This is a genomic window from Micromonospora sp. NPDC047740 (genome assembly GCF_043204735.1).
Taxonomy (GTDB): domain Bacteria; phylum Actinomycetota; class Actinomycetes; order Mycobacteriales; family Micromonosporaceae; genus Micromonospora.
Window position 1 is genome coordinate 50,864 of record NZ_JBIDCT010000030.1, and the last position, 18,840, is coordinate 69,703.

General features: G+C 74.9%; 20 protein-coding genes and 2 pseudogenes. 6 read left to right on the plus strand and 16 right to left on the minus strand.

Going from position 1 to position 18,840, the window contains the following annotated elements; all coding sequences use genetic code 11:
• Nucleotides 1-42: 42 nt before the first annotated feature.
• The 3 genes from ACGF4F_RS34885 to ACGF4F_RS34895 all read right to left on the minus strand — a co-directional run bounded on the left by ACGF4F_RS34885 (nt 43) and on the right by ACGF4F_RS34895 (nt 3,186).
• Nucleotides 43-1,350 carry an MFS transporter gene (locus ACGF4F_RS34885; protein ID WP_393084465.1) on the minus strand — a complete coding sequence of 436 codons (1,308 nt, stop codon included), beginning with the start codon at nt 1,348-1,350 and terminating at the stop codon, nt 43-45.
• Nucleotides 1,347-2,009, minus strand: a complete 663-nt coding sequence (locus tag ACGF4F_RS34890) for a GntR family transcriptional regulator (RefSeq protein ID WP_393084468.1) — start codon at nt 2,007-2,009, stop codon at nt 1,347-1,349. The genes ACGF4F_RS34885 and ACGF4F_RS34890 overlap by 4 nt, the downstream gene beginning before the upstream one ends.
• 70 nt (nt 2,010-2,079) lie before the next feature.
• A complete protein-coding gene (locus tag ACGF4F_RS34895; protein ID WP_393084471.1) occupies nt 2,080-3,186 on the minus strand; it encodes a CapA family protein in 1,107 nt (368 codons plus the stop codon).
• A gap of 65 nt (nt 3,187-3,251) precedes the next feature.
• On the opposite strand from ACGF4F_RS34895, the gene ACGF4F_RS34900 reads away from it, so the two are divergent.
• On the plus strand, nt 3,252-4,049 hold the full coding sequence (locus tag ACGF4F_RS34900; protein ID WP_393084474.1) for an inositol monophosphatase family protein: 798 nt from the start codon (nt 3,252-3,254) through the stop codon (nt 4,047-4,049).
• 13 nt (nt 4,050-4,062) lie between these two features.
• Here ACGF4F_RS34900 and ACGF4F_RS34905 read toward each other — a convergent pair whose 3' ends face one another.
• The 3 genes from ACGF4F_RS34905 to ACGF4F_RS34915 are packed head-to-tail and all read right to left on the minus strand — an operon-like array spanning nt 4,063 to nt 7,315.
• Nucleotides 4,063-4,917, minus strand: coding sequence for an alpha/beta fold hydrolase (locus ACGF4F_RS34905; RefSeq protein WP_393084477.1), 855 nt, complete (start codon nt 4,915-4,917; stop codon nt 4,063-4,065).
• A complete protein-coding gene (locus ACGF4F_RS34910) occupies nt 4,914-5,807 on the minus strand; it encodes an SDR family NAD(P)-dependent oxidoreductase (protein ID WP_393084480.1) in 894 nt (297 codons plus the stop codon). Before ACGF4F_RS34910 ends, ACGF4F_RS34905 begins: the two co-directional genes overlap by 4 nt.
• Before the next feature lie 14 nt (nt 5,808-5,821).
• Nucleotides 5,822-7,315 (minus strand): flavin-containing monooxygenase, encoded by a 1,494-nt coding sequence (locus tag ACGF4F_RS34915; protein WP_393084483.1) that lies wholly within the window; start codon nt 7,313-7,315, stop codon nt 5,822-5,824.
• Between the two features lie 89 nt (nt 7,316-7,404).
• Here ACGF4F_RS34915 and ACGF4F_RS34920 point away from each other — a divergent pair.
• A pseudogene (locus ACGF4F_RS34920) lies at nt 7,405-7,691 on the plus strand (TetR/AcrR family transcriptional regulator); the annotation flags it as partial.
• Here the strand turns inward: ACGF4F_RS34920 and ACGF4F_RS34925 are convergent.
• The 3 genes from ACGF4F_RS34925 to ACGF4F_RS34935 are packed head-to-tail and all read right to left on the minus strand — an operon-like array spanning nt 7,661 to nt 9,126.
• Entirely contained in the window at nt 7,661-8,185 is a 525-nt protein-coding gene (locus ACGF4F_RS34925; protein WP_393084486.1) for a PH domain-containing protein, read from the minus strand. The pseudogene ACGF4F_RS34920 and the gene ACGF4F_RS34925 sit on opposite strands and share 31 nt — an antisense overlap.
• A gap of 9 nt (nt 8,186-8,194) precedes the next feature.
• Nucleotides 8,195-8,650, minus strand: a complete 456-nt coding sequence (locus tag ACGF4F_RS34930) for a hypothetical protein (RefSeq protein ID WP_357444997.1) — start codon at nt 8,648-8,650, stop codon at nt 8,195-8,197.
• Nucleotides 8,650-9,126 carry a hypothetical protein gene (locus ACGF4F_RS34935; protein WP_357444994.1) on the minus strand — a complete coding sequence of 159 codons (477 nt, stop codon included), beginning with the start codon at nt 9,124-9,126 and terminating at the stop codon, nt 8,650-8,652. Before ACGF4F_RS34935 ends, ACGF4F_RS34930 begins: the two co-directional genes overlap by 1 nt.
• 43 nt (nt 9,127-9,169) lie before the next feature.
• Between ACGF4F_RS34935 and ACGF4F_RS34940 the strand changes: the two genes are divergently transcribed.
• Entirely contained in the window at nt 9,170-10,162 is a 993-nt protein-coding gene (locus ACGF4F_RS34940; RefSeq protein ID WP_393084490.1) for a helix-turn-helix transcriptional regulator, read from the plus strand.
• Nucleotides 10,163-10,313: 151 nt separating this feature from the next.
• Here the strand turns inward: ACGF4F_RS34940 and ACGF4F_RS34945 are convergent, their stop codons facing one another.
• Entirely contained in the window at nt 10,314-11,789 is a 1,476-nt protein-coding gene (locus ACGF4F_RS34945; protein WP_393084493.1) for a PLP-dependent aminotransferase family protein, read from the minus strand.
• A gap of 29 nt (nt 11,790-11,818) precedes the next feature.
• On the opposite strand from ACGF4F_RS34945, the gene ACGF4F_RS34950 reads away from it, so the two are divergent.
• Nucleotides 11,819-12,430, plus strand: coding sequence for a LysE family translocator (locus ACGF4F_RS34950; RefSeq protein ID WP_393084496.1), 612 nt, complete (start codon nt 11,819-11,821; stop codon nt 12,428-12,430).
• A gap of 9 nt (nt 12,431-12,439) precedes the next feature.
• Nucleotides 12,440-13,147, plus strand: coding sequence for a B3/4 domain-containing protein (locus ACGF4F_RS34955; protein WP_393084499.1), 708 nt, complete (start codon nt 12,440-12,442; stop codon nt 13,145-13,147).
• Nucleotides 13,148-13,190: 43 nt separating this feature from the next.
• Here the strand turns inward: ACGF4F_RS34955 and ACGF4F_RS34960 are convergent, their stop codons facing one another.
• From ACGF4F_RS34960 to ACGF4F_RS34975, 4 genes are all read right to left on the minus strand, one after another.
• Nucleotides 13,191-14,459 (minus strand): WD40/YVTN/BNR-like repeat-containing protein, encoded by a 1,269-nt coding sequence (locus ACGF4F_RS34960; RefSeq protein WP_393084502.1) that lies wholly within the window; start codon nt 14,457-14,459, stop codon nt 13,191-13,193.
• A complete protein-coding gene (locus tag ACGF4F_RS34965; RefSeq protein WP_357444976.1) occupies nt 14,452-15,018 on the minus strand; it encodes a SigE family RNA polymerase sigma factor in 567 nt (188 codons plus the stop codon). Before ACGF4F_RS34965 ends, ACGF4F_RS34960 begins: the two co-directional genes overlap by 8 nt.
• A gap of 82 nt (nt 15,019-15,100) precedes the next feature.
• Entirely contained in the window at nt 15,101-15,523 is a 423-nt protein-coding gene (locus ACGF4F_RS34970) for a hypothetical protein (RefSeq protein WP_357444973.1), read from the minus strand.
• A gap of 90 nt (nt 15,524-15,613) precedes the next feature.
• Nucleotides 15,614-16,375, minus strand: coding sequence for a hypothetical protein (locus ACGF4F_RS34975; RefSeq protein ID WP_393084506.1), 762 nt, complete (start codon nt 16,373-16,375; stop codon nt 15,614-15,616).
• 381 nt (nt 16,376-16,756) lie between these two features.
• Between ACGF4F_RS34975 and ACGF4F_RS34980 the strand changes: the two genes are divergently transcribed.
• Complete coding sequence (locus ACGF4F_RS34980; protein WP_393084509.1) at nt 16,757-17,185, plus strand: archease; 429 nt, start codon at nt 16,757-16,759, stop codon at nt 17,183-17,185.
• A 22-nt stretch (nt 17,186-17,207) separates the two neighbouring features.
• Here the strand turns inward: ACGF4F_RS34980 and ACGF4F_RS34985 are convergent, their stop codons facing one another.
• On the minus strand, nt 17,208-18,626 hold the full coding sequence (locus tag ACGF4F_RS34985; RefSeq protein ID WP_393084512.1) for an RtcB family protein: 1,419 nt from the start codon (nt 18,624-18,626) through the stop codon (nt 17,208-17,210).
• A 48-nt stretch (nt 18,627-18,674) separates the two neighbouring features.
• A pseudogene (locus ACGF4F_RS34990) lies at nt 18,675-18,840 on the minus strand (dipeptide/oligopeptide/nickel ABC transporter ATP-binding protein); the annotation flags it as partial.

Genomic DNA, 18,840 nt, shown 5'->3' on the forward strand with positions numbered 1-18,840 from the left:
GGGCGGGACCCGCGCCGAGGGCGTATCCGGCTCGGCCGCCGGTCAGGCGCCGGCCGGCGCGGGCACCGGGGCGGCGGTGCGCTCGGCCGCCTGCCGACGACGGGTGGCGTTGCGGTAGCGCAGCACCTGCACCGCGCCGAGGCCCCACAGCAGGTACTGCACCGCGAACGCCCAACGGAACGCGTCCAGCGGCGGGGTGCCGCGGCCGGCCGGGGTGGCCAGGTCCAGCACCACGCCGACGGCCAGGATCAGCAGGATCGAGGCGACGAACCCGCCGACGTTGACGATCCCGGTGGCGCTGCCGATCCGGTGCATCGGGTTGAAGGTGCGCGCGTAGTCGAAGCCGATCATCGAGCCGGGACCGTTCACCGCCAGGACGACGACGAGGGCCACCAGCAGCCAGTGCGGCGCGCGTCCCGGCCAGGCCAGCACGACCGCCCACACGGCGGCGGTGGCCGCGGTGATGGCGAAGACCACCACCGACCGGTGGAACGGGTGCCGGGCGCACAGGTGCGCGATCACCGGCCCGCAGATCAGGGTCACCACGGTCATCAGGGTGAGCAGGGACGCCGCCGCGGTGGGCGTGAAGCCCTGGCCCTGGACCAGGAACGGGTAGCCCCAGAGCAGCGCGAAGACCGAGCCGGAGAACTGGGTGACGAAGTGGGCCCACAGGCCGAGGCGGGTGCCCGGCTGGGCCCACGAGTCAACGAGCTGCCTGCGGATTGTGGCCAGGTCGGCGGCGACGGCGGCGGGGTGCGCGGCGTGCGGGGTGTCCCGGACCGCGACGAGGACCAGCAGCAGCACGGTCGCGCCGAGCGCCGCCGAGGTGAGGAACGCGGGCGTCCAGCCGACGTGGTGCAGCAGCGCCACCAGCGGTACGGCGCCGAGCACCGCGCCGAGCTGCCCGACGGTGCCGGTGAGCTGCACCAGCAGCGGGTTGCGCCGCCCGGGGAACCAGAACGCCACGATCCGCAGCACGCTGATGAAGGTCATCGCGTCGCCGAGCCCGACCAGCACCCGGGCGGCGACGGCGAGCCGGACGTCGGTGGCGAGGGCGAAGCAGAGCTGGCCGGCGGCCATGAGCGCGCCGCCGGCCAGCAGCAGCCGGCGGGAGCCGAACCGGTCGAGGAGCACCCCGACCGGGACCTGCATGGCCGCGTACACGGCGAGCTGGGCGACGGAGAAGGTCGCCAGGGCGGCGGCGTTGATGTGGAAGCGGTCCGCCGCGTCCACCCCGGTGACGCCGAGCGAGCTGCGGTGGAAGACGGCGGTCACGTACGCGGTGACGGCGACCGCGTAGACCAGGGCGGCGGAGCGGCGTGGGGCGACCGTAGGGGCGACGGCGCTCACCGCAGTGTCCGCAGCACGGTCGCGGCGTTGTCGACATGCGCGCCGACGGCGTCGAGCCAGGCCTGCATGTCGTCGCCGTCGAGCGCGGCGAGCTGGCCGGCGTGCTCGGCGAGCACCACCTCGGCCCAGCCCGGCGAGAGGCGGAAGCTGGCCTCGCCCATCCGGAGCTGCCGGTCGCGCAGCCGCTGGTACAGCTCGGCGAGGATCTCGTTGCCGGCCGCCTCCACCACACTGGCGTGGAAGGCCCGGTCCGCGGCCATCAGGGCGGTGACGTCGCCGGCGGCGTGCGCCCGCCGCATCTCGTCGAGCCAGCGGGCCAGGTCGGCCCTGATCTCGGCGCGGCGGGGCCAGATTCGCTCGGCGGCGTGCAGCTCGACCAGGCGTCGGGCCTCGATCACGTCGGTGATCTCCCGGGTGGAGACCGGCCGGATCAGCGCGCCGCGCTTCGGGTAGAGGGCGACCAGGCCCTCGGCCTCCAGGCGCAGCAGCGCCTCCCGGACGGGGGTACGGGAGACCCCGGCCGCCTCGGCGATCTCGCCCTCGCTGATGAGCTGCCCGCCCGGATAGACCTGTTCCAGGATGGCCCGCTTGAGGTGCCGGTACGCCCGCTCGGCGGCCGAGGGCCCGGCGGTACGCGCCGAGGCGGTGGGATGCGTCATGTATCTATGATGCGTGCCGGGCGGATGGCAGTCCCCTGCCGCCCCCGCGAAGGTGACCCGTCCCACGCGCTCAGTCGGGGCGCAGGGTGATCAGGCCGTCGTCGCCGAGGTTGAACCGGGTCCGGTACGCGGTGCCGAGCCCGTCGAGCAGGTCCGCCAGCCAGCGGGCCTCCTCCGGGGCGGCCCGCTGCAGCCGCATCCGCCGCATCCGCACCGGCACCAGCCGCAGCCGGCGCAGCTCGCCGGTCTCCGCGTCGAGCGTGGGCAGGTGCAGCAGGCGCAGCTCGGGCCGGTACGACTCCTGCCCGCCGATCCCCTCGTAGTCGTCGATCAGGTCGCCGCAGCCGTAGAGGACGAGCCGCCCCCGGTACCGCTCGATCGGGCGGGGGTGGTGCGACGAGTGGCCGTGGACCACGTGCACCCCGGCGTCGACCAGGGTGTGCGCGAAGCGGACGTGCTCGTCCGGCACCTCGTGGCCCCAGTTCGACCCCCAGTGCACCGAGACCAGGAGCAGGTCCCCGGGCCGGGCCTCCCGGGCGATCCGCTCGGTGAGCGCCTCGGCCGACCTCGCCGAGGCGTCCGGCAGGTACGCCACCCCGGGCCGCCCGTCGGCCGCCGCCCACTGGGGGTACACGCCGCTGGACGGGGTGCCCACCGACCAGACCAGCAGCCGGTGGCCCCCGGTGAGCCGTACCACGGCGGGCCGCCACGCCTCGTCGGCGTCCCGGCCGGCGCCGGCGGTCCGGATGCCCGCCGTGTGCAGGGTGTCGAGGGTGTCGGTGAGCCCGGTGGGGCCGAAGTCGAGGACGTGGTTGTTGGCCAGCGCGCAGACGTCGAGCCGGGCGGCGGTGAGACAGGCCAGGTTCGCCGGGTGCATCCGGTAGTGGATGCCCTTGCCGGGGGCGTACTCGCCGCGGCCGGTCACCGACGTCTCCAGGTTGACGATCCGGGCGTCCGGGCGCAGCGCGTTCAGCAGTTCCAGCGCCTCGCCCCACGGCCAGTCCGGCGGCACCGGGCGCGGCACGGGGCCGGTGACGGACTCGGCCAGCTCGACGTAGCGGCGGGCGTCGGTGACGGCCGGCTCGCGCAGCGCGGGCGGCCCCGGGTGGGGCAGGATCTGGTCCACCCCCCGGCCGGTCATCACGTCGCCGGCAAGGAAGAGGGTCACCTCGGGCATGGCGGTTGTCTTCCCACCCCGGGCGCTCCCGCACCTGCCGGACGCACCCGTTCTATGCTCCAGCCATGATGATCATGGATCGGGACGTGGCGATCGCCGCCGCGGAGGCGGGGGCCGCCGTCGTGCGGTCCCGATACGGGGCCGCGCTGGCGCGAGTGGAGAAGTCGGGGGGCGACTTCGCCACCGCCGCCGACCTGGAGGCGGAGCAGGCCATCCTCGACGTGCTGCGGGCCGCCCGGCCCGACGACGCGGTGATCGGCGAGGAGAGCGGACGCACCGGGGCCGAGCGCGCCGACCGCACCTGGCTGGTCGACCCGCTCTGCGGCACCCTGAACTACGCGGCGCGGATGCCGCTGGTCGCGGTGAACGTGGCGCTGCGGACCGGCGCGGGCGTCGCGGTGGCCGCCTCGGCCGACCCGTTCGCCGGGGAGCTGTTCTGGACCGACGGCGGCCCCGCCCAGGTACGCCGGGACGAGGTGGACGAACCGCTCACCCCGTCGGCCGAGTCCCGGCTGGTCGACGTCAACCTCGACCCGCCGTTTCCGAACGGTCCCGCGTTCCAGGCCGCCCGGCTGCTCGCGCACCCGGAGTTCGGGGCGCGGTTCCGGCCGCGGGTGGTCTCCACGACCCTGGCGGTGGCCTGGGTGGCCGCCGGCCGGCGGGCGGCGTACGTGACCGACGGCCACCTGGCGGACAGCGTGCACTTCGCCAGCGGGATCGCCCTGTGCCGGGCCGCGGGCTGCGTGGTCACCGGCCTGCGGGGACAGCCGCTGCACACCGGCGCGGGCGGGCTGCTGGCGGCGGCGGACCAGGACACCCACCGCGCCCTGCTGGCCCTCGTCGAGGAGCAGTTCGCGGGCTGAGGCACCGTACGCATCAGCTGGCGGCGGGGCGCGACCAGAAGTCGGTGACCAGGGCGTGGAACGCCTGCGCCCGCTCGATCTGCGGCATGTGCCCGGTGTCGGGGAACAGGTGGGTCCGCGCCCGCGGCAGTCGGGCCCGGGCCGCCGCCAGGTGGTGGGCGGGCAGGATCAGGTCCCGGTCGCCCCAGACCACCAGCACGGGCAGGTCCAGCGCGGCCACCGCGGCGAGCAGTTCGGCGCGCCACTGTGGCCGTACGCCCCGCCAGGTGCCGAGGTTGCGGACCAGTTCCAGCATCACCTGCGCGGCGTGCGGCTGGCGGGCCACCGCCAGCGCGAGCGCGATCCGCTCCTCGGTGGCGTACGCCGGGTCGTGGAAGATGGTCCGCTCGGTGCGTCGGGCGATCGCCGGGTGCGGGCGCAGCAGCAGCCGGGCCAGCGGGCGCAGGGCGAGCAGCCGCAGCGCGACGGTGACCTCCGGGCCGAAGCCGGCGCTGTTGACCAGCACCAGGCTCGCCGCCCGGGCCGGCTGGTCGGCGGCGAGCCGCATGGCCACCGCCCCGCCGAGGGAGTTGCCCACCAGGTGCGCCGGACCGGTGACCTCGGCGGCGTCCAGGAACTCGGCGACCGCCCGGGCGAGGGCGGGCAGGGTGTGCGGCGCGTCCAGCGGCGCGCTGCCACCGTGGCCGGGCAGGTCGACGCTGATCACCCGGTGGTCGCGCGCCAGCAGTTCGTGCTGGGCGGTGAAGTCCTCCAGGGTGCGCCCGATGCCGTGCAGCAGCACCACGGGCGGGCCGGAACCGGCGATGCGGCAGCGGACCGGGCGGCCGGCCACGGTCACGCTGTCGGCGGGCGGCAGGGCGACGGTCACGATGAGCGCTCCGTCTCCGACGCGACCGGCTCGGGGTCGGGCCGCGGCGCCGGCACCCGGGCGGCCCGGCGGTTCATCCCCAGCGCCAGGACCTTCCCGTACGAGGCAGGGGCGAGCCGGGCCAGCAGGTCGGGCAGCTTCGCCGACCAGCCGATCAGCACCCGGCCCCGGCGGCGCTCGACGCCGCGCAGGATCACCTCCGCGGCCTTCGCCGGGTCGATGGAGAGCAGCTTCTCGAACTCCTTCCGGCCGGCCTCGTACTCCTCGCGGGCGACGCCACTGCCCACCCGGGCGCTGGCCGCGATCCGGGTGCGGATGCCGCCCGGGTGCACGGAGGTGACGCCCACCCCATCCTCGACCAGCTCGTGCCGCAGCGCCTCGGTGAAGCCGCGGACGGCGAACTTGCTGGCCGAGTACGCCGCCTGCCCGGCGGGCGCGATCAGCCCGAACAGGCTGGAGATGTTGACCAGGTGGGCGCCCGGCTCCGTCTTGAGCGCGGGCAGCAGCGCGTGGGTCAGCCGGACCACGGCCCGGAAGTTGATCTCGATCACCCAGAGGAACTCCGCCAGGGTGACCTGGTCGAAGCGACCGCCCAGCGCGACGCCCGCGTTGTTGATCAGCAGCCGGATCCGGGGATGCCGCCGGCGGAGCTCGACGGCCACCCGGTCGGTGGCGTCGGCGTCGGCGAGGTCGACGAGGTGGGTGTCGATCCGCCGTTCGGGGTGGGCGGCGCGGATCGCGGCGACCACGGCGTCGAGCCGCTCGGCGTCCCGGTCGAGCAGGACCAGGTCGGCGCCGCGCCGGGCCAGCCCGTGCGCCAGAGCCTCGCCGATCCCGCTGGCCGCGCCGGTGACCACCGCGGTGCCGCCGGGAAAGACGAAGTGACGCATCGTGCTCCTCTCGGTCAGGCGACGGGTGCGGCCGGCTCGGCGGGGGCGGGCGCACCGGCACGGGAGAAGCGGACCCCCTCGTCGGTGAGCCGGCCGTGCCGCATCAGCAGCACGTCCCGGGGATAGTTCTGGTGCAGCCGCCACGGCGCCGTCGGGCCCTGCTTGGGCAGCCGGTCGACGGCGCGCAGCACGTACCCGGACTTCAGGTCGATGAGCGGCACCAGCTCGCCGGCGGCGGGGGCGACCGGGGTGACGACCTGCTGGCCGGTGCCGTCCAGGTGACGCAGCAGCCGGCAGACGTACGTGGCGACCAGGTCCGCCTTGAGGGTCCAGGAGGCGTTGGTGTAGCCGATGGTCAGGGCGAAGTTCGGCACGCCGGAGAGCATCATGCCCTTGTAGGCGACGGTCTGCGCCAGGTCGACCTCGGTCCCGTCCACGGCGAGGGTCATGCCGCCCAGGGCGAGCAGGTTGAGGCCGGTGGCGGTGACCACGATGTCGGCGGGCAGTTCGGTGCCGGAGGTCAGCCGGATGCCGTGCTCGGTGAAGGTCTCGATGGTGTCGGTGACCACTGCGGCCCGCCCGTCGCTGACCGCGGCGAAGAGGTCCCCGTCGGGCACCACGCAGAGCCGCTGGTCCCAGGGGTTGTAGCGGGGCGCGAAGTGCCGGTCGATGTCGTACCCGACCGGCAGCCGACCCTGGGCGGCCCGGCGCAGGAACCTCTTGACCAGGCCGGGGGCGCGCCGGCTGAGCTGGAAGTTGACCACCCCGAGCAGCACGTTCTTCCAGCGCACCACGGCGTACGCGGCCTTTGCCGGGAGGCGGCGCCGCAGCGCGTCGGCGAGCGGGTCGCGCGACGGCAGCGCGATGACGTACGTGGGTGAGCGCTGGAGCATGGTGACGTGACCGGCCCGCTCCGCCATGGCCGGGACCAGGGTGACCGCGGTGGCGCCGCTGCCGATCACCACGACCCGCTTGCCGGTGTGGTCGAGGTCCTCGGGCCAGTGCTGCGGGTGCACCAGCCGGCCGGCGTACCGCTCGATCCCGGGGAACTCGGGGGTGTAGCCCTCGTCATAGCGGTAGTAGCCGGCGCAGGTGAACAGGAACGCGCAGGTGAGGACGACGTCCTCGCCGGTGTCGTCACGATGGGCGTGCACGGTCCAGCGGGCGGTGCCGCTGTCCCACTCGGCGCGCACCACCCGGTGGTGGAAGCGGATGTGCTCCGGCACGCCGTACTCCCGGGCGGTCTCGCGGACGTATTCCCGGATGGCGTCGCCGTCGGCGATCGCCTTCGGATTCGTCCACGGCTTGAACGAGTAGCCGAGCGTGTACATGTCGGAGTCGGACCGGATGCCGGGGTAGCGGAACAGGTCCCAGGTGCCGCCGATGGCGCCGCGGGCCTCGAGGACCGCGTAGGTCTTCCCCGGGCAGTTGCGGCGCAGGTGGACGGCGGCGCCGACGCCGGAGAGCCCGGCACCGACGATGAGGACGTCGACGTGGTCGGAAGCCATGGTGTCTCCGGTTCGGGGCGGCAGTGGTCCGGACACTACCCACCAATGGCCGATCGAAGACTGTGAGGGGTTTTACGAGTCGGGGTGGCGCCCAGGTCCGCAGCACCAATGCCGAGGTGCGCCGGCTCTGGGCCGAGGTCCTGGAGCGCTGGGTACACGCGGTCGACGCGGCCATCGACGGGCGAGCGCCGGCGCGGCCCCGGACGGGCTGCCCGCCCGGGACCTCGCCATCGCACTGAACTCCATGAACGAGCGGGTGTGGTACGCCACCTTCGCCGGCGACGGGCCGGCGGCGGCCGAGCGGGACGTGGTCGACGTGCTGCTGGACGTCTGGCTGACCGCGATTTACCGCACCATTACGCCGCCGCCGGCCTGAGCGGCGGCGTGCGCCTCGCGCAGCCGCGCCATCATCAGGTCGAAGTCCGCGGCGGACAGCACCGGCCCAGTGTTCTTCCGCGAGCCCACCAGCCTCGAACGCTGCTGCACCGGCGTCTCCCACGCGCCGTCCCGAGTGAGCACCCAGGCAGCGTTCCGGACGGTCGCCGATCCGAGGAACCGCGCCGCCCGGACGTCGAACCCCGTCACCTGCGACCAGGGCAGCAGTCGGGAGCGATGCACGTACCGGAGCAACAGGCCACGCTCGTTGCGGTAGACGCCGGCCAGGTAGAGCCGGACCGCGAAGGTCAGCCAGACCGCCAGAAAGGCGACCGCACCGAACATCTGCAGTGCGCTCGTCGGGTCGGTCCCGCCGGCAACCTCACGAAGGATGCTCGCCGTCACCACCGACGCCGCCGCCACGCCACAGAGAACGAAAAGCCCGACGACCGCCTGCCGCAGCCCCCAGGGGTCGACCCGCCGCCATCGCCGCACGGCGTCACGCTAGCGGGCACGCGCAAACTCCATGATCCAGTTCGTCTCCCAGGTGCGCTCGCCGTCGGTGGAGAACGCCTGCTCCCAGCGGCAGGACGTGGGGGTGATGCCGGACCAGATGAACCGGCAGCGGACCGGCCGCCCCTCGTCGGTGTCGTCGGCGTAGAAGGTGCCGACGCCGTCGACGAACCGGCCCACCACGGGCGGCAGTTCGAGGACGCCTCGGCGGCTGTTCATCCAGTAGATCGACCAGAGCCCGGTCGACGGGTCGAGGATCCGCACCGTGGATCCGGAGAACCCGCGGGTCGGGAAGCGGATCTCGTCGAAGCTGCCCGCGCCGTCGAAGAACCGGTGCGCGACCGTCGTGCCGGGGAACTCGTCCCAGTCGTCGCTGCCCACGTGCCGCTTGTGCAGCCGCCGGCTGGCCACGTCCCAGCTGCCCACGAGGAAGTCGAAGTCGCCCATCAGCGTCCCACCGGCCCCTCGGCCCGGAAGTCGGCCAGGTATCCGGCCAGGTCGGGCCGGTCCGGCGCGAGCAGGTGGCGGACCCAGGCGGCCCGCTCGTGCTCCAGCACGCCCAGTTCCCAGACGCAGCCCACCCCGGGCCGGTCCAGTGGGATGAAGTGCGTGGGGTCGTCGTCCGGGCAGTCCAACGCGGGCTGCCCGGCGATCGCGATCCGGCACTCCACCACGTTGTCGAAGAACCAGCTGTACGCCAGCAGGTAGGCCCCGGTGTCCGCGCCCCGGTGCAGCACCACCCAGCTCGCCGGCGGGGTGCCGCCGTCCGACCCGGGCAGCAGCTTCGGCAGGTACGCGTACGCGGCCTCGATCACGGCCGGTTCGAGCCGGCGGTCCGGCTGGTCGATGTGGTAGCGCTTGACGTGCCGGCCGGCGACCTCGACGGTCCCCGGCACGGTCAGCTCCTTGTCTCGGAATGCCATGCCGGGACGGTAGGGCCACTCCGCTGACAGCTACTGTCAGTGGATGCGAGCCAGTCGCCTCCTGTCGATCCTGCTGCTGCTCCAGGCCCACGACCGGCTCACCGCCGCCGAGCTGGCGCGCCGCCTGGAGGTCTCGGTGCGCACCATCTACCGGGACGTCGAGTCGCTGCACGCCGCCGGCATCCCGCTGTACGGCGAGGCCGGCCACGCCGGCGGCTACCGCCTGGTCGACGGCTGGCGGACCCGGCTGACCGGGCTCACCGCGGAGGAGGCCGACCGGCTGCTCTTCGCCGGGCTGCCCGGGCCGGCCGCCGAACTGGGCTACCAGTCGGTGGTGGCCACCCTGCAACTCAAGCTGCGGGCCGCGTTGCCGCCCCCGCTGGCCGACCGGGCAACCCGGCTGCAACAGCGTTTCCACCTGGACACCCCCGGCTGGTATTCCGACGGCGACCCGTCGCCGTACCTCGCGCCGGCGGCCGAGGCGGTGTGGCGGCAGCACCGGATCGAGGTCCGCTACCGCAGCTGGACCGGCGAGGTGACCCGGGTGCTGGAGCCCTACGGCCTGGTGCTCAAGGGCGGTCGCTGGTACGTGGTGGCCGCCCGGCCGGACCGGACCGAGCCGGCGACCTACCGGGTCAACCAGATCCTCGACCTCACCCCGCTCGACGAGCCGTTCGAGCGGCCCGAGTTCGACCTGCCCGGCTGGTGGCGGACGCACGTGGCGGACTTCCGGGCCCGGCTGCACCGGGACGAGGCCACCATCCGGCTCTCCCCGCGCGGCCGGGAACGGCTGCGGGAGATCGCCAGTGACCCAGTGATCGCCGCGGTGGACGCCAGCGCCGGCCCACCCGACGCGGGGGGCTGGGTCCGGGCGGTCATCCCGATCGAGTCACTCACCCACGCCCACGGCGAACTGCTGCGGCTCGGCGCCGAAGTAGAGGTCCTCTCCCCCACCGCCCTGCGCGACCACCTCGCCACCACCGCCACCGCCCTGACCACCCTCTACCACCCGCCATCGCCCGCCCCACCCAGTTGATCAAGGAGGTTGCGTCGATGTTGATCACTACGGAGACGCAGAGCTCTTGATCAACGGGAGCGTCCCGGCGGGGCGTTCGCGGGAGCGGGGTGGTCGCGGGAGCGGGGTGGTCGCGGGAGCGGGGTAGTCGCGGGAGCGGGGTGGTCGGCGGTCAGGGGAGGTCGCGGAGGGCGGAAGCGACGGTGGCGAGGCCGCGGTCGATGTCGCTGGCGACGTTCGCGGCGTAGCCGAGCACCAGGCCGGGCGGCTGCGGCCGCTGCCCGTGCCAGGACAGCGGCTGCACCTTGACACCCCGGCGCAGCGCCGCCGCGGCCAGCTCGACGTCGTCGACGTCGCCGTCGAGGGTGACCAGCAGGTGCAGGCCGGCCGCGGCGCCGTGCACGACCGCGCCGGGCAGGTGCGCACGGACCGCCCGGATCATCGCGTCCCGGCGGCGCACGTGCCGGCGGCGCAGCAGCCGCAGGTGCCGCTCCAGCGCGCCGGAGTCCATCAGCTCCGCGAGCACCAGTTGGGGCAGCGCGGCGTTGCCCAGGTCGGCCATCCGCTTGGCCGCCACCAGCGCCGGGTGGTACCGCTGCGGCACCAGCACCCAGCCGATCCGCAGCGCGGGTGCGAGCAGCTTGGAGACGCTGCCGGCGTAGCAGACCTGCTCGGGCAGCATGCCCCGCAGCGCCGGCACCGGCGGGCGGTCGTAGCGGTGCTCGGCGTCGTAGTCGTCCTCGATGACCAGGCCGCCCCGCTGCGCCCAGCGCAGCAGCCGACGGCGCCGGTCACCGTCGAGCACCACCCCGGTCGGGAACTGGTGCGCCGGGGTGAGCATCACCGCCGGGGCGCCGCTGGCCGCCAGCAGGTCCACCCGCAGCCCGTGCGCGTCGACCGGCACCGGCGGGGTGTCCAGCCGCCAGTTGCGCAGGTGCTGGCGTACGCCGAGGGAACCGGGATCCTCCACGGCGACGGTGTGCACGCCGTCGCCGTGCAGCACCTGGGCGAGCAGGCCGAGCGCCTGGGACACCCCGGCGACGATCACCACCTCGGCCGGGTCGACCCGGATGCCCCGGTTGCGGGCCAGCCAGGTGGCGACCGCGAGCCGCAGCGCGGGGGTTCCGGTCGGGTCGCCGTACCCGAAGGCGGCGGGCGCCAGGCGGTGCAGCACCGCCCGTTCCGCGCGCAGCCAGGCCGCCCGGGGAAAGGCCGCCAGATCCGGTACGCCGGGCGTCAGGTCCAGTTCCGCCGGGGCGGTACGCAGGGCGTCGAAGACGTCGGTGTCGGGCTGGTCGGCGAACACCCCGACCCGGGCAGGTGCCGCCGGCGCGCGGGTGACCACTGCGGCGGGGGTGGCCACCACGACGGTGCCGGCCCGGCCCCGTCCCACCACGTGACCGTCCTCGGTCAATCGTTGGTACGCCTCGGTCACCACGCCCCGGGACACACCCAGCTCGGCGGCGAGCACCCGGCTGGCCGGCAGGCGAGCCCCCACCGGCACCCGGCCGTCGGCGATGGCCGCCCGCAGCCGCCCGGCCAGCCAGTCGGCGCGCCCGCCCGGCGGGGCCTCGCCGACGTCGAGCTGGAGGAAATCGGCGCCGGCCGCTATGGACCCCTCGACCTCCGCAGCTTTGGCCCTGTCCATCGGACCATTATGGCCGCAGGGTGGACCGCATGAGCATCGCCTTCCTGCTGACCACGCTGGTCGTGGTGGCCACCCCGGGCACCGGAGTGGTCTACACGCTCTCCGCCGGGCTCGCCGCGGGCCGCCGCGCCGGACTCGTCGCCGCGGCCGGCTGCACCGTCAGCCTCGTCCCGCACCTGGCCGCCGCGGTCACCGGCCTGGCCGCTGTGCTCCGCGCCGGCACCCCGGCGTTCCGGGTGGTGACCTGGCTGGGCGTGGCCTACCTGCTCTGGATGGCCTGGTCCGCGCTGCGCGCTCGGGGACCACTGCCGCTCGACGACGGCGCCCCGCCCCGCCCGACCGCCCGGCTGATCCTCGACGGGGTGCTGGTGAACCTGCTCAACCCGAAGGTGACCGTGTTCTTCGTGGCATTCCTGCCGCAGTTCGTACCCCCGGACGCGCCCGCGGCGGCGGCCCGGATGCTGGCCTGCGGCACGGTCTTCATGCTGACCACCTTCGTGGTCTTCGCCGGGTACGGCGTGCTGGCCGGCACGCTCCGGCACCGGGTGCTGGCCCGGCCCCGGCTGACCGCGCTGCTGCGGCGCGGCTTCGCCGGCAGCTTCCTCGCCCTGGGCCTCGGCCTGGCCCTCACCGCCCGATAGGAGTCTCCCGTGCGTTTCCGGCACGATCCGCAGGTCTGGTCGACCTTTCCCGAGCTGGCCTGCGGCGTCCTGCACGTCACCGGCATCACCCCCACCGCCGACGTCGGCCCGTGGCTCACCCGGTACGGCGACGCCGCCCGGGCCCGCCTCGCCGTCGGTCCGGAGAGCGGATTCCCGGAGATCCAGGCGTGGCGGCGGGCCTTCGCCCGGATGGGGCTGGCACCGACCCGCTACCGGTGCGCCGCCGAGTCGCTGCTGCGCCGCTTCCGCCGCGACGGCCGCCTGCCCCGGCTGCACCCGCTGGTCGACCTGGGCAACGCCCTCTCCCTCGGGTACGCCGTGCCGGTGGCTGTCCTCGACGTCGACCGGATCGGCGGGGACCTGGCGGTGCGGCCGGCCACCGGCGCGGAGACGTACCTGACCCTCGGCGGGGACGACGAACGCCCCGAGCCGGGCGAGACGGTCTTCGCGGACTCGGCCGGCCGGGCGCACTCCCGCCGCTGGACGCACCGGCAGAGCGGCTGGTCGGCGGTCCGCGAGGACACCACGGAGGTGCTCGTGGTGATCGAGGCGCTGCACGACGGCGGGGCCGAGACGGTGCCCCGGATGCTCGCCGAGCTGGCCTCGGCCGTGGCGGACCGGTGGCGGGCACCGGTCCGGTCGGCGGTGCTGACCGCCGACGCGCCGGTCTTCGCGGTGGCGCCGGCGGCCAGCTGAGGGGGCTCCCGGGCGACCGGAGTCGCCGGGGAGCCCCCACCGGTCACAGCGTGGGCGGGTCCAGCCAGCGCCACGTGACGCCGTCGGCGGAGAGCCAGGCACCCGTGCTGTCCGGCCAGCCGGTCTGGACGTACCCGCCGGACACCGGCAGCGGGTCGGCGCCCGGCCCGAGGGGCGCGGGACGCAGCGTCGCGCCGCCGTCGGAACTGTTGAACATCAGGGGGTCCTCGCGGGCGGTGACACCGGCCTGGACCATCAGCACCCCGTCCGGCCGCACCGCCGCTCGGATCGTGCGCTCCCCGACCTTGGCCGTTCCCGTGGTACGCGCCCAGGTGCGGCCGCCGTCCGCGCTGCGCCAGATCACCAGGCCGCCCCGGACCCGGCCGACGGCGTAGACCGTGCGACCGTCCTGGGTGGCCACCGCCGGTCCGCCGACCTCGTCGGAGGCGGTGAGCCCGTCGGGGAACTCGTGCCGCCGCCAGGTTCGGCCGCCGTCCCGGCTGACCTCGACGGCGCTGCCGGACCAGGTCACGCGACCGCCGTCGCCGACCTTCTCCCCGGTGCGGCCGCTGGCCCAGAGGCCGGCGCCGATCGGCGCGCTCGCCACGGTCGCCGCGTTGTGCAGCGTGGACCGGTTGGCGAGCTGCGCGACGTCCCCGGTGGCCGGGTCCACGGCGACCAGCGCCTCGCGGTCCGGGCCTGGTTGACGGGCCAGCACCGGCCACCCGGCCGGCAGCGCGTCCACCCGCCGCGCCTCGACCTGTCGCCAGGTGGCCCCGCCGTCGCGGCTGGCGGCCCACCGGGCGTGCGAACTGTCCGGGCTGGACCGGGGCAGGTACCAGGCGACCAGGGTGCGGGGTCCCACCACCCGCAGGTCCACCAGAGCGTCGTCCGGCACCGGCAGCGCGCCGGTACGCCAGTGCCGGCCTCCGTCGTCGGTGCCCGCCCAACGGGGCGGGCACCCGTCGCGGCACTCGTGGTATCGCAGATATACATGGTTGAGATCACCGGCTCCCGGGCGTCCGGTGGAGACCTGCTGGCCCGGGCCGGGCGTGCGCGTGGGGCCCGGGGTGGGGATGAAGTCCGGGGTGCGGTCCGGGCCGAAGCCGGGAGCCGGCACTGGTGGACGCTCGGGCGCGGGGCGGCCCGCGACGGCGATCCCCGAGCCGGTCGCCAACAGGGCCACCACGGCGACGGTGACGATTCGGTGTCGCTGGCGTCGCCGCCGGGCACGCGCGGCCACCTGCTCGAAGTGCGGCTTGAAGCCGGCCTGGGCGGCGACGTTCAGCCCGGCGAAGTCCAGCTCAGGCATGACGGACCTCCCGCTCGGCACAGGTCGGGGAGGTCGTCTGATCGGCGCGGACGTGCTCCGCCGAGTCGTCGGGGCCGGTGTCGCCGAGGTGGTCGGCCAGGGCCCGGCGGGCCCGCACCAGGCGGGTCTTCACGGCCTCCACGGAGCAGCCCAGGGCGTTCGCCACCTCGCTCACCGGTAGGTCGGCGAGGTGGTGCAGCACCACGGTCTCCCGGGCCTGCCGAGGCAGCCGCTGTAACGCCGCCACCAGGGCGACGTGGTCCGGCGACAGGGCCGGCGCGGTGTGCTGCGCCGGATCGAGCCGCCCGGAGCGGACGATCCGCCCCAGGACCACCCGACGCCGGTGCCGGGACCGGGCGACGTTCAACGCCACCGTCCGCAGCCACGCCTCCGGGTTCTCCACCAGCCGGAAGCGCCCGGGCCGTGCCAGGGCCCGGACGAACGCCTCCTGCACGACGTCCTGCGCCTCCGCGTAGTCGCCGGTCATCGCGTACATCTGGGCCACCAGGCGGGCCGCCGAGGCGGCGTACACCTCGCTGATCTGTTGCTGTGGGTCCACATCGTCCCCTCCCGTGTCGGTCGTCGCACCCGGTACGACCGACGAGTGGACGGCGAGGTGACATCCGCCTCGACGGAGGGCGTCAGTCCTCGTCGGGCCAGCGGGGGTCGGGCTCCTCGATCCAGCGGACCCGCCCGGCCTCCGGGCCGAGGATCTCCTCGAACTCGGCCCGGGTGATCTCCCCGCGGCGCAGCCGCCGGACGTTGGCGACGAACCGGGCCATCCCGGCGCCCCGGAGATCCGGCTCCGGCGCCAGGCCGCTCGCCGTGGCCAGCGACCGGGCCTCGTCGACGACCTGGCGCGGGTCGTCGGGGTCGACCGGCTCGCCGTGCAGCTCGCGCAGCGCCACGGCGAGGCGGGCGTCGGCGGCGGGGCTGGTGCCCCAGGACCGGGCGAGGTCGACCGTCCGGCCGAGGGTGTCCTCACCCACCTTCTCGGCGCGCAGCTCGGCGCGCATCATCCGATGAAAGAGGACGGTCACGGCGTCGGAATCGTCGGCGATCATGTCCGGCACGGTAGCTGGCCGGTGCGACAGTCTCCGGCGGTCCGCTCACTCCGCGCGGGGCCGCTCACGCCGAGGTCGAGCCGGGAGAGGTCATGCGGCCACCCCGAGGATCCGTCGGGCGTTTCCGCCGGCCACCGCCGCCACCGCCAGCGGGTCCAGATCGGAGTGGCGCAGGCGCAGTCGGGGCACCACGGCGTCGTGGAACGGGGTGCGTGAGCCGTAGAGCAGGCGCTCGACGCCGACCTGCGCGGCCACCGTCTCCAAGGCGTCCGGGGAGTTGAGCAGCCGGGTCGAGGTGTGGAAGCCGGGCTCGTCGCGGGCGGCCACGACGAAGTCGCCCAGGTGGTAGAAGTGCGTGTCGAGGAAGACCACGGTCGTGCCGCGCAGGGGCCGCCAGAACCGGCGTACGTCGCCGCCGGCCAGCAGCACCAGTCCGGCTTCGGTGGCGCGTCGGGCGACGTGCCGCACGGACGGGAAGTCCGGCTCCACCCGCTGCTCGTCGGGGAAGAGTCGAACGGCCCGGACGCCCCGCTCGGCGAGCCGGACCACCTCCCGCTCGGCACCCAGCGGGTCCCGCAGGTCCACCGCGCCCACGGGCAGCACGGCCGGCCCGGCGAGGGCGGCCACCTCGTCATTGCCGCTGGGCACGTCGAACAGGGCCGCCCGCAGGCTGGCCACGGCCGCCGCGGCGATGCCGTTGGCGGCGAGCGCCGCACGTACCTGGGCCGGGTCGCCATCCGGCCCGGGTCGATCGGCGTAGCGGCCGACCAGGACGTCGACGTCGAACGTGACCGGTGGCAGGTCGTCCGCCGCGAACGGCCTCCTGGTGCCCTCCCGCTCGTGGCCGGTCACTGCAGCACCCGGGCCCGGTCCGCACCGGACAGGTCGGGACCGTACGGGTCGACGGCGTACCGGGAGGCTGCGCGCCCCTCGTGGGCCGCGATCCACAGCATGCGCTGCACGTTACCTTCCATCGGTTCGGTGAAGGCGGCGCCGGCGGGGCGTCGAGCCGCGCCGAGGCGGCGGCTCGGTCACGGTCATGGCCGCAACCAGGCTAGGGTTGGCGATCCACGGGCGTCAACGCCGTGCCGGCTCGCCCGGGACGGTCCGTTGCCGCGGGTCGGTGGAAGCGCCCGCGCCGGGCGGCCGCCGTCGCGTACGGTGGCAGCGGCACCGCGCCCGCCGCGACGGCGTACGGTTCGGTGGCTGCGGGCGTCCGGTATGGGAGCGGAGATGGGCAGACGACCGGCGCGGGGGCACCGGAACGTGCCGCACACCGCCGACGTACGGATCGAGGCGTGGGCGCCCGACCGGGAGGACTGCGTGGCCGAGGCGGTGAGCGCCCTGGTCGACACCTTCGTCGACCCGGCCGGCGTGGACGGCACTGCCGAGACCGAGTTCTCCGTGCCGCCGGGCAACGACGAGGACATGCTGGTCACCGTGCTCGACGAGGTGATCTTCCGGATGGAGACCGCGGGTGTGCTGCCGCTGGCCACCGACGTACGCCCGGCCGACGGCGGCGGGCTGCTGGTGCGGTGGTGGACGGTGGACACCGACGCGGTGGAGCTGGTCGGTGCGGTGCCCAAGGCGGTGGCGCTGCACGAGCTGCGCTTCGGCCCGGACCAGGACGGCTGGTCCTGCGCGGTCACGCTGGACGTGTGACCGGCGAGCCCTCGGGGTGTGGTCAGCCCTTCGCCACGCCGAGCGGGACGAGCCGGGCGACTCGCCGGCAGAGCCCGGCCCCCTCGGTGGCCTCGATGACGGCGGTGATGTCCTTGTACGCGGTGGGCATCTCCTCGGCCAGCCCCTTCCGGGACTTGCCCCGGACCGCGATGTCCTGCGCCTCCAGCTCGCGGCGCGGATCGTGCCCCCGGACCGCCTTGGTGGCCTGCTTGCGGCTCTGCGTCCGGCCGGCGCCGTGGCAGGTGGAGGCGAACGCGGGTGCCCCCGGTGTCCCGACCAGCACGTACGAGTCGGTGCCCATCGACCCGGGGATCAGCACCGGCTGCCCGACCGGGCGTAGGTCCTCCGGCAGGTCCGGGTGTCCCGGCGGCAACGCCCGGGTGGCGCCCTTGCGGTGTACGCAGAGCCGCCGCTGGTCGCCGTCGACACCGTGGGTCTCGATCTTCGCGAGGTTGTGTGAGACGTCGTACACCAGGTCCAGGTCGCCGCCGGTGATCCGCTGGAACACCTGCCGGGCCGAGTGGTGCAGCAGTTGCCGGTTGGCCCGGGCGTAGTTCGCCGCGGCGGCCATCGCACCGAGATAGGCACGCCCCTCGTGGGACGACACCGGCGCGCAGGCGAGCTGCCGGTCGGGCACGTGGATGCCGTACCGGGGCATCGCCTTCTCCATGGTGTGGATGTAGTCGGTGGCGATCTGGTGCCCCAGCCCCCGCGACCCGCAGTGGATCATCACGCAGACCTGGCCCGTGCGCAGCCCGAATGCGCCGGCCACCGCCTCGTCGTACACCTCCTCCACGGCCTGCACCTCGAGGAAGTGGTTGCCGGAGCCGAGGCTGCCGACCTGGCCGGCGCCCCGCTCCACCGCCCGGTCGCTGACCTGGGCCGGGTTCGCGTCGCTGACCGCGCCGTAGTCCTCGCAGCGGTCCAGGTCCCGCTGCACGCCGTAGCCGCGTTCGACGGCGTAGCGGGAGCCGCCGCGCAGCACCGCGTCGAGCTCGCCCCGGTCGTTCAGGTGCCACACCGCGCCCTTGCCCATGCCGCGCGGGGTGGCCTCCCCCAGGCCGTCCATCAGCGCGTCCAGTCGGGGCCGGAGCTCGTCGCGGTTGAGGTGCGCGGCGAGCAGCCGGACGCCGCAGGAGATGTCGAAGCCCACGCCGCCGGGCGAGACGACCCCGCCCGCCTCGACGTCGGTGGCGGCAACCCCGCCGATCGGGAAGCCGTAGCCCCAGTGGATGTCCGGCATGGCGTACGAGGCGCCGACGATGCCGGGCAGGGTGGCCACGTTCGCCACCTGGTCCAGCGACTTGTCCGCCCGGGCGTCCGGCAGCAGCGACCGGGACGCGAAGATCACCCCCGGGACCCGCATCGGGTCATGCCGGTCGATCCGGAACCGGTACGGCGACTCCTCGACCAGCTCCATGCGGCACGGGCTACCCCGCTGCGGGGCGGTTACACCCGATCCGGTCGATCAACCCGCTGCGGCGTCCTTGGCTTGGGTCAGTGCTCCGCGTTCGGGGTAGTGGCAGGCGGTGAGTTGGGTACCGCCGTCGCGGGTGATCAGGGCGGGTTCTTCGGTGGCGCAGTGGTCCTGGGCTTTCCAGCAGCGGGTGCGGAAGCGGCAGCCCGATGGTGGG

Bases quoted from the DNA above. Each gene is read 5' to 3' on its own strand.
- ACGF4F_RS34900 (WP_393084474.1), top strand. From the start codon at position 3,252: ATGATGATCATGGATCGGGACGTGGCGATCGCCGCCGCGGAGGCGGGG.
- ACGF4F_RS34915 (WP_393084483.1), bottom strand. From the start codon at position 7,315: ATGGCTTCCGACCACGTCGACGTCCTCATCGTCGGTGCCGGGCTCTCC.
- ACGF4F_RS34930 (WP_357444997.1), bottom strand. From the start codon at position 8,650: ATGGGCGACTTCGACTTCCTCGTGGGCAGCTGGGACGTGGCCAGCCGG.
- ACGF4F_RS34970 (WP_357444973.1), bottom strand. From the start codon at position 15,523: ATGATCGCCGACGATTCCGACGCCGTGACCGTCCTCTTTCATCGGATG.
- ACGF4F_RS34895 (WP_393084471.1), bottom strand. From the start codon at position 3,186: ATGCCCGAGGTGACCCTCTTCCTTGCCGGCGACGTGATGACCGGCCGG.
- ACGF4F_RS34960 (WP_393084502.1), bottom strand. From the start codon at position 14,459: ATGCCTGAGCTGGACTTCGCCGGGCTGAACGTCGCCGCCCAGGCCGGC.
- ACGF4F_RS34945 (WP_393084493.1), bottom strand. From the start codon at position 11,789: ATGGACAGGGCCAAAGCTGCGGAGGTCGAGGGGTCCATAGCGGCCGGC.
- ACGF4F_RS34910 (WP_393084480.1), bottom strand. From the start codon at position 5,807: ATGCGTCACTTCGTCTTTCCCGGCGGCACCGCGGTGGTCACCGGCGCG.
- ACGF4F_RS34890 (WP_393084468.1), bottom strand. From the start codon at position 2,009: ATGACGCATCCCACCGCCTCGGCGCGTACCGCCGGGCCCTCGGCCGCC.
- ACGF4F_RS34935 (WP_357444994.1), bottom strand. From the start codon at position 9,126: ATGGCATTCCGAGACAAGGAGCTGACCGTGCCGGGGACCGTCGAGGTC.
- ACGF4F_RS34985 (WP_393084512.1), bottom strand. From the start codon at position 18,626: ATGGAGCTGGTCGAGGAGTCGCCGTACCGGTTCCGGATCGACCGGCAT.
- ACGF4F_RS34950 (WP_393084496.1), top strand. From the start codon at position 11,819: ATGAGCATCGCCTTCCTGCTGACCACGCTGGTCGTGGTGGCCACCCCG.
- ACGF4F_RS34940 (WP_393084490.1), top strand. From the start codon at position 9,170: ATGCGAGCCAGTCGCCTCCTGTCGATCCTGCTGCTGCTCCAGGCCCAC.
- ACGF4F_RS34980 (WP_393084509.1), top strand. From the start codon at position 16,757: ATGGGCAGACGACCGGCGCGGGGGCACCGGAACGTGCCGCACACCGCC.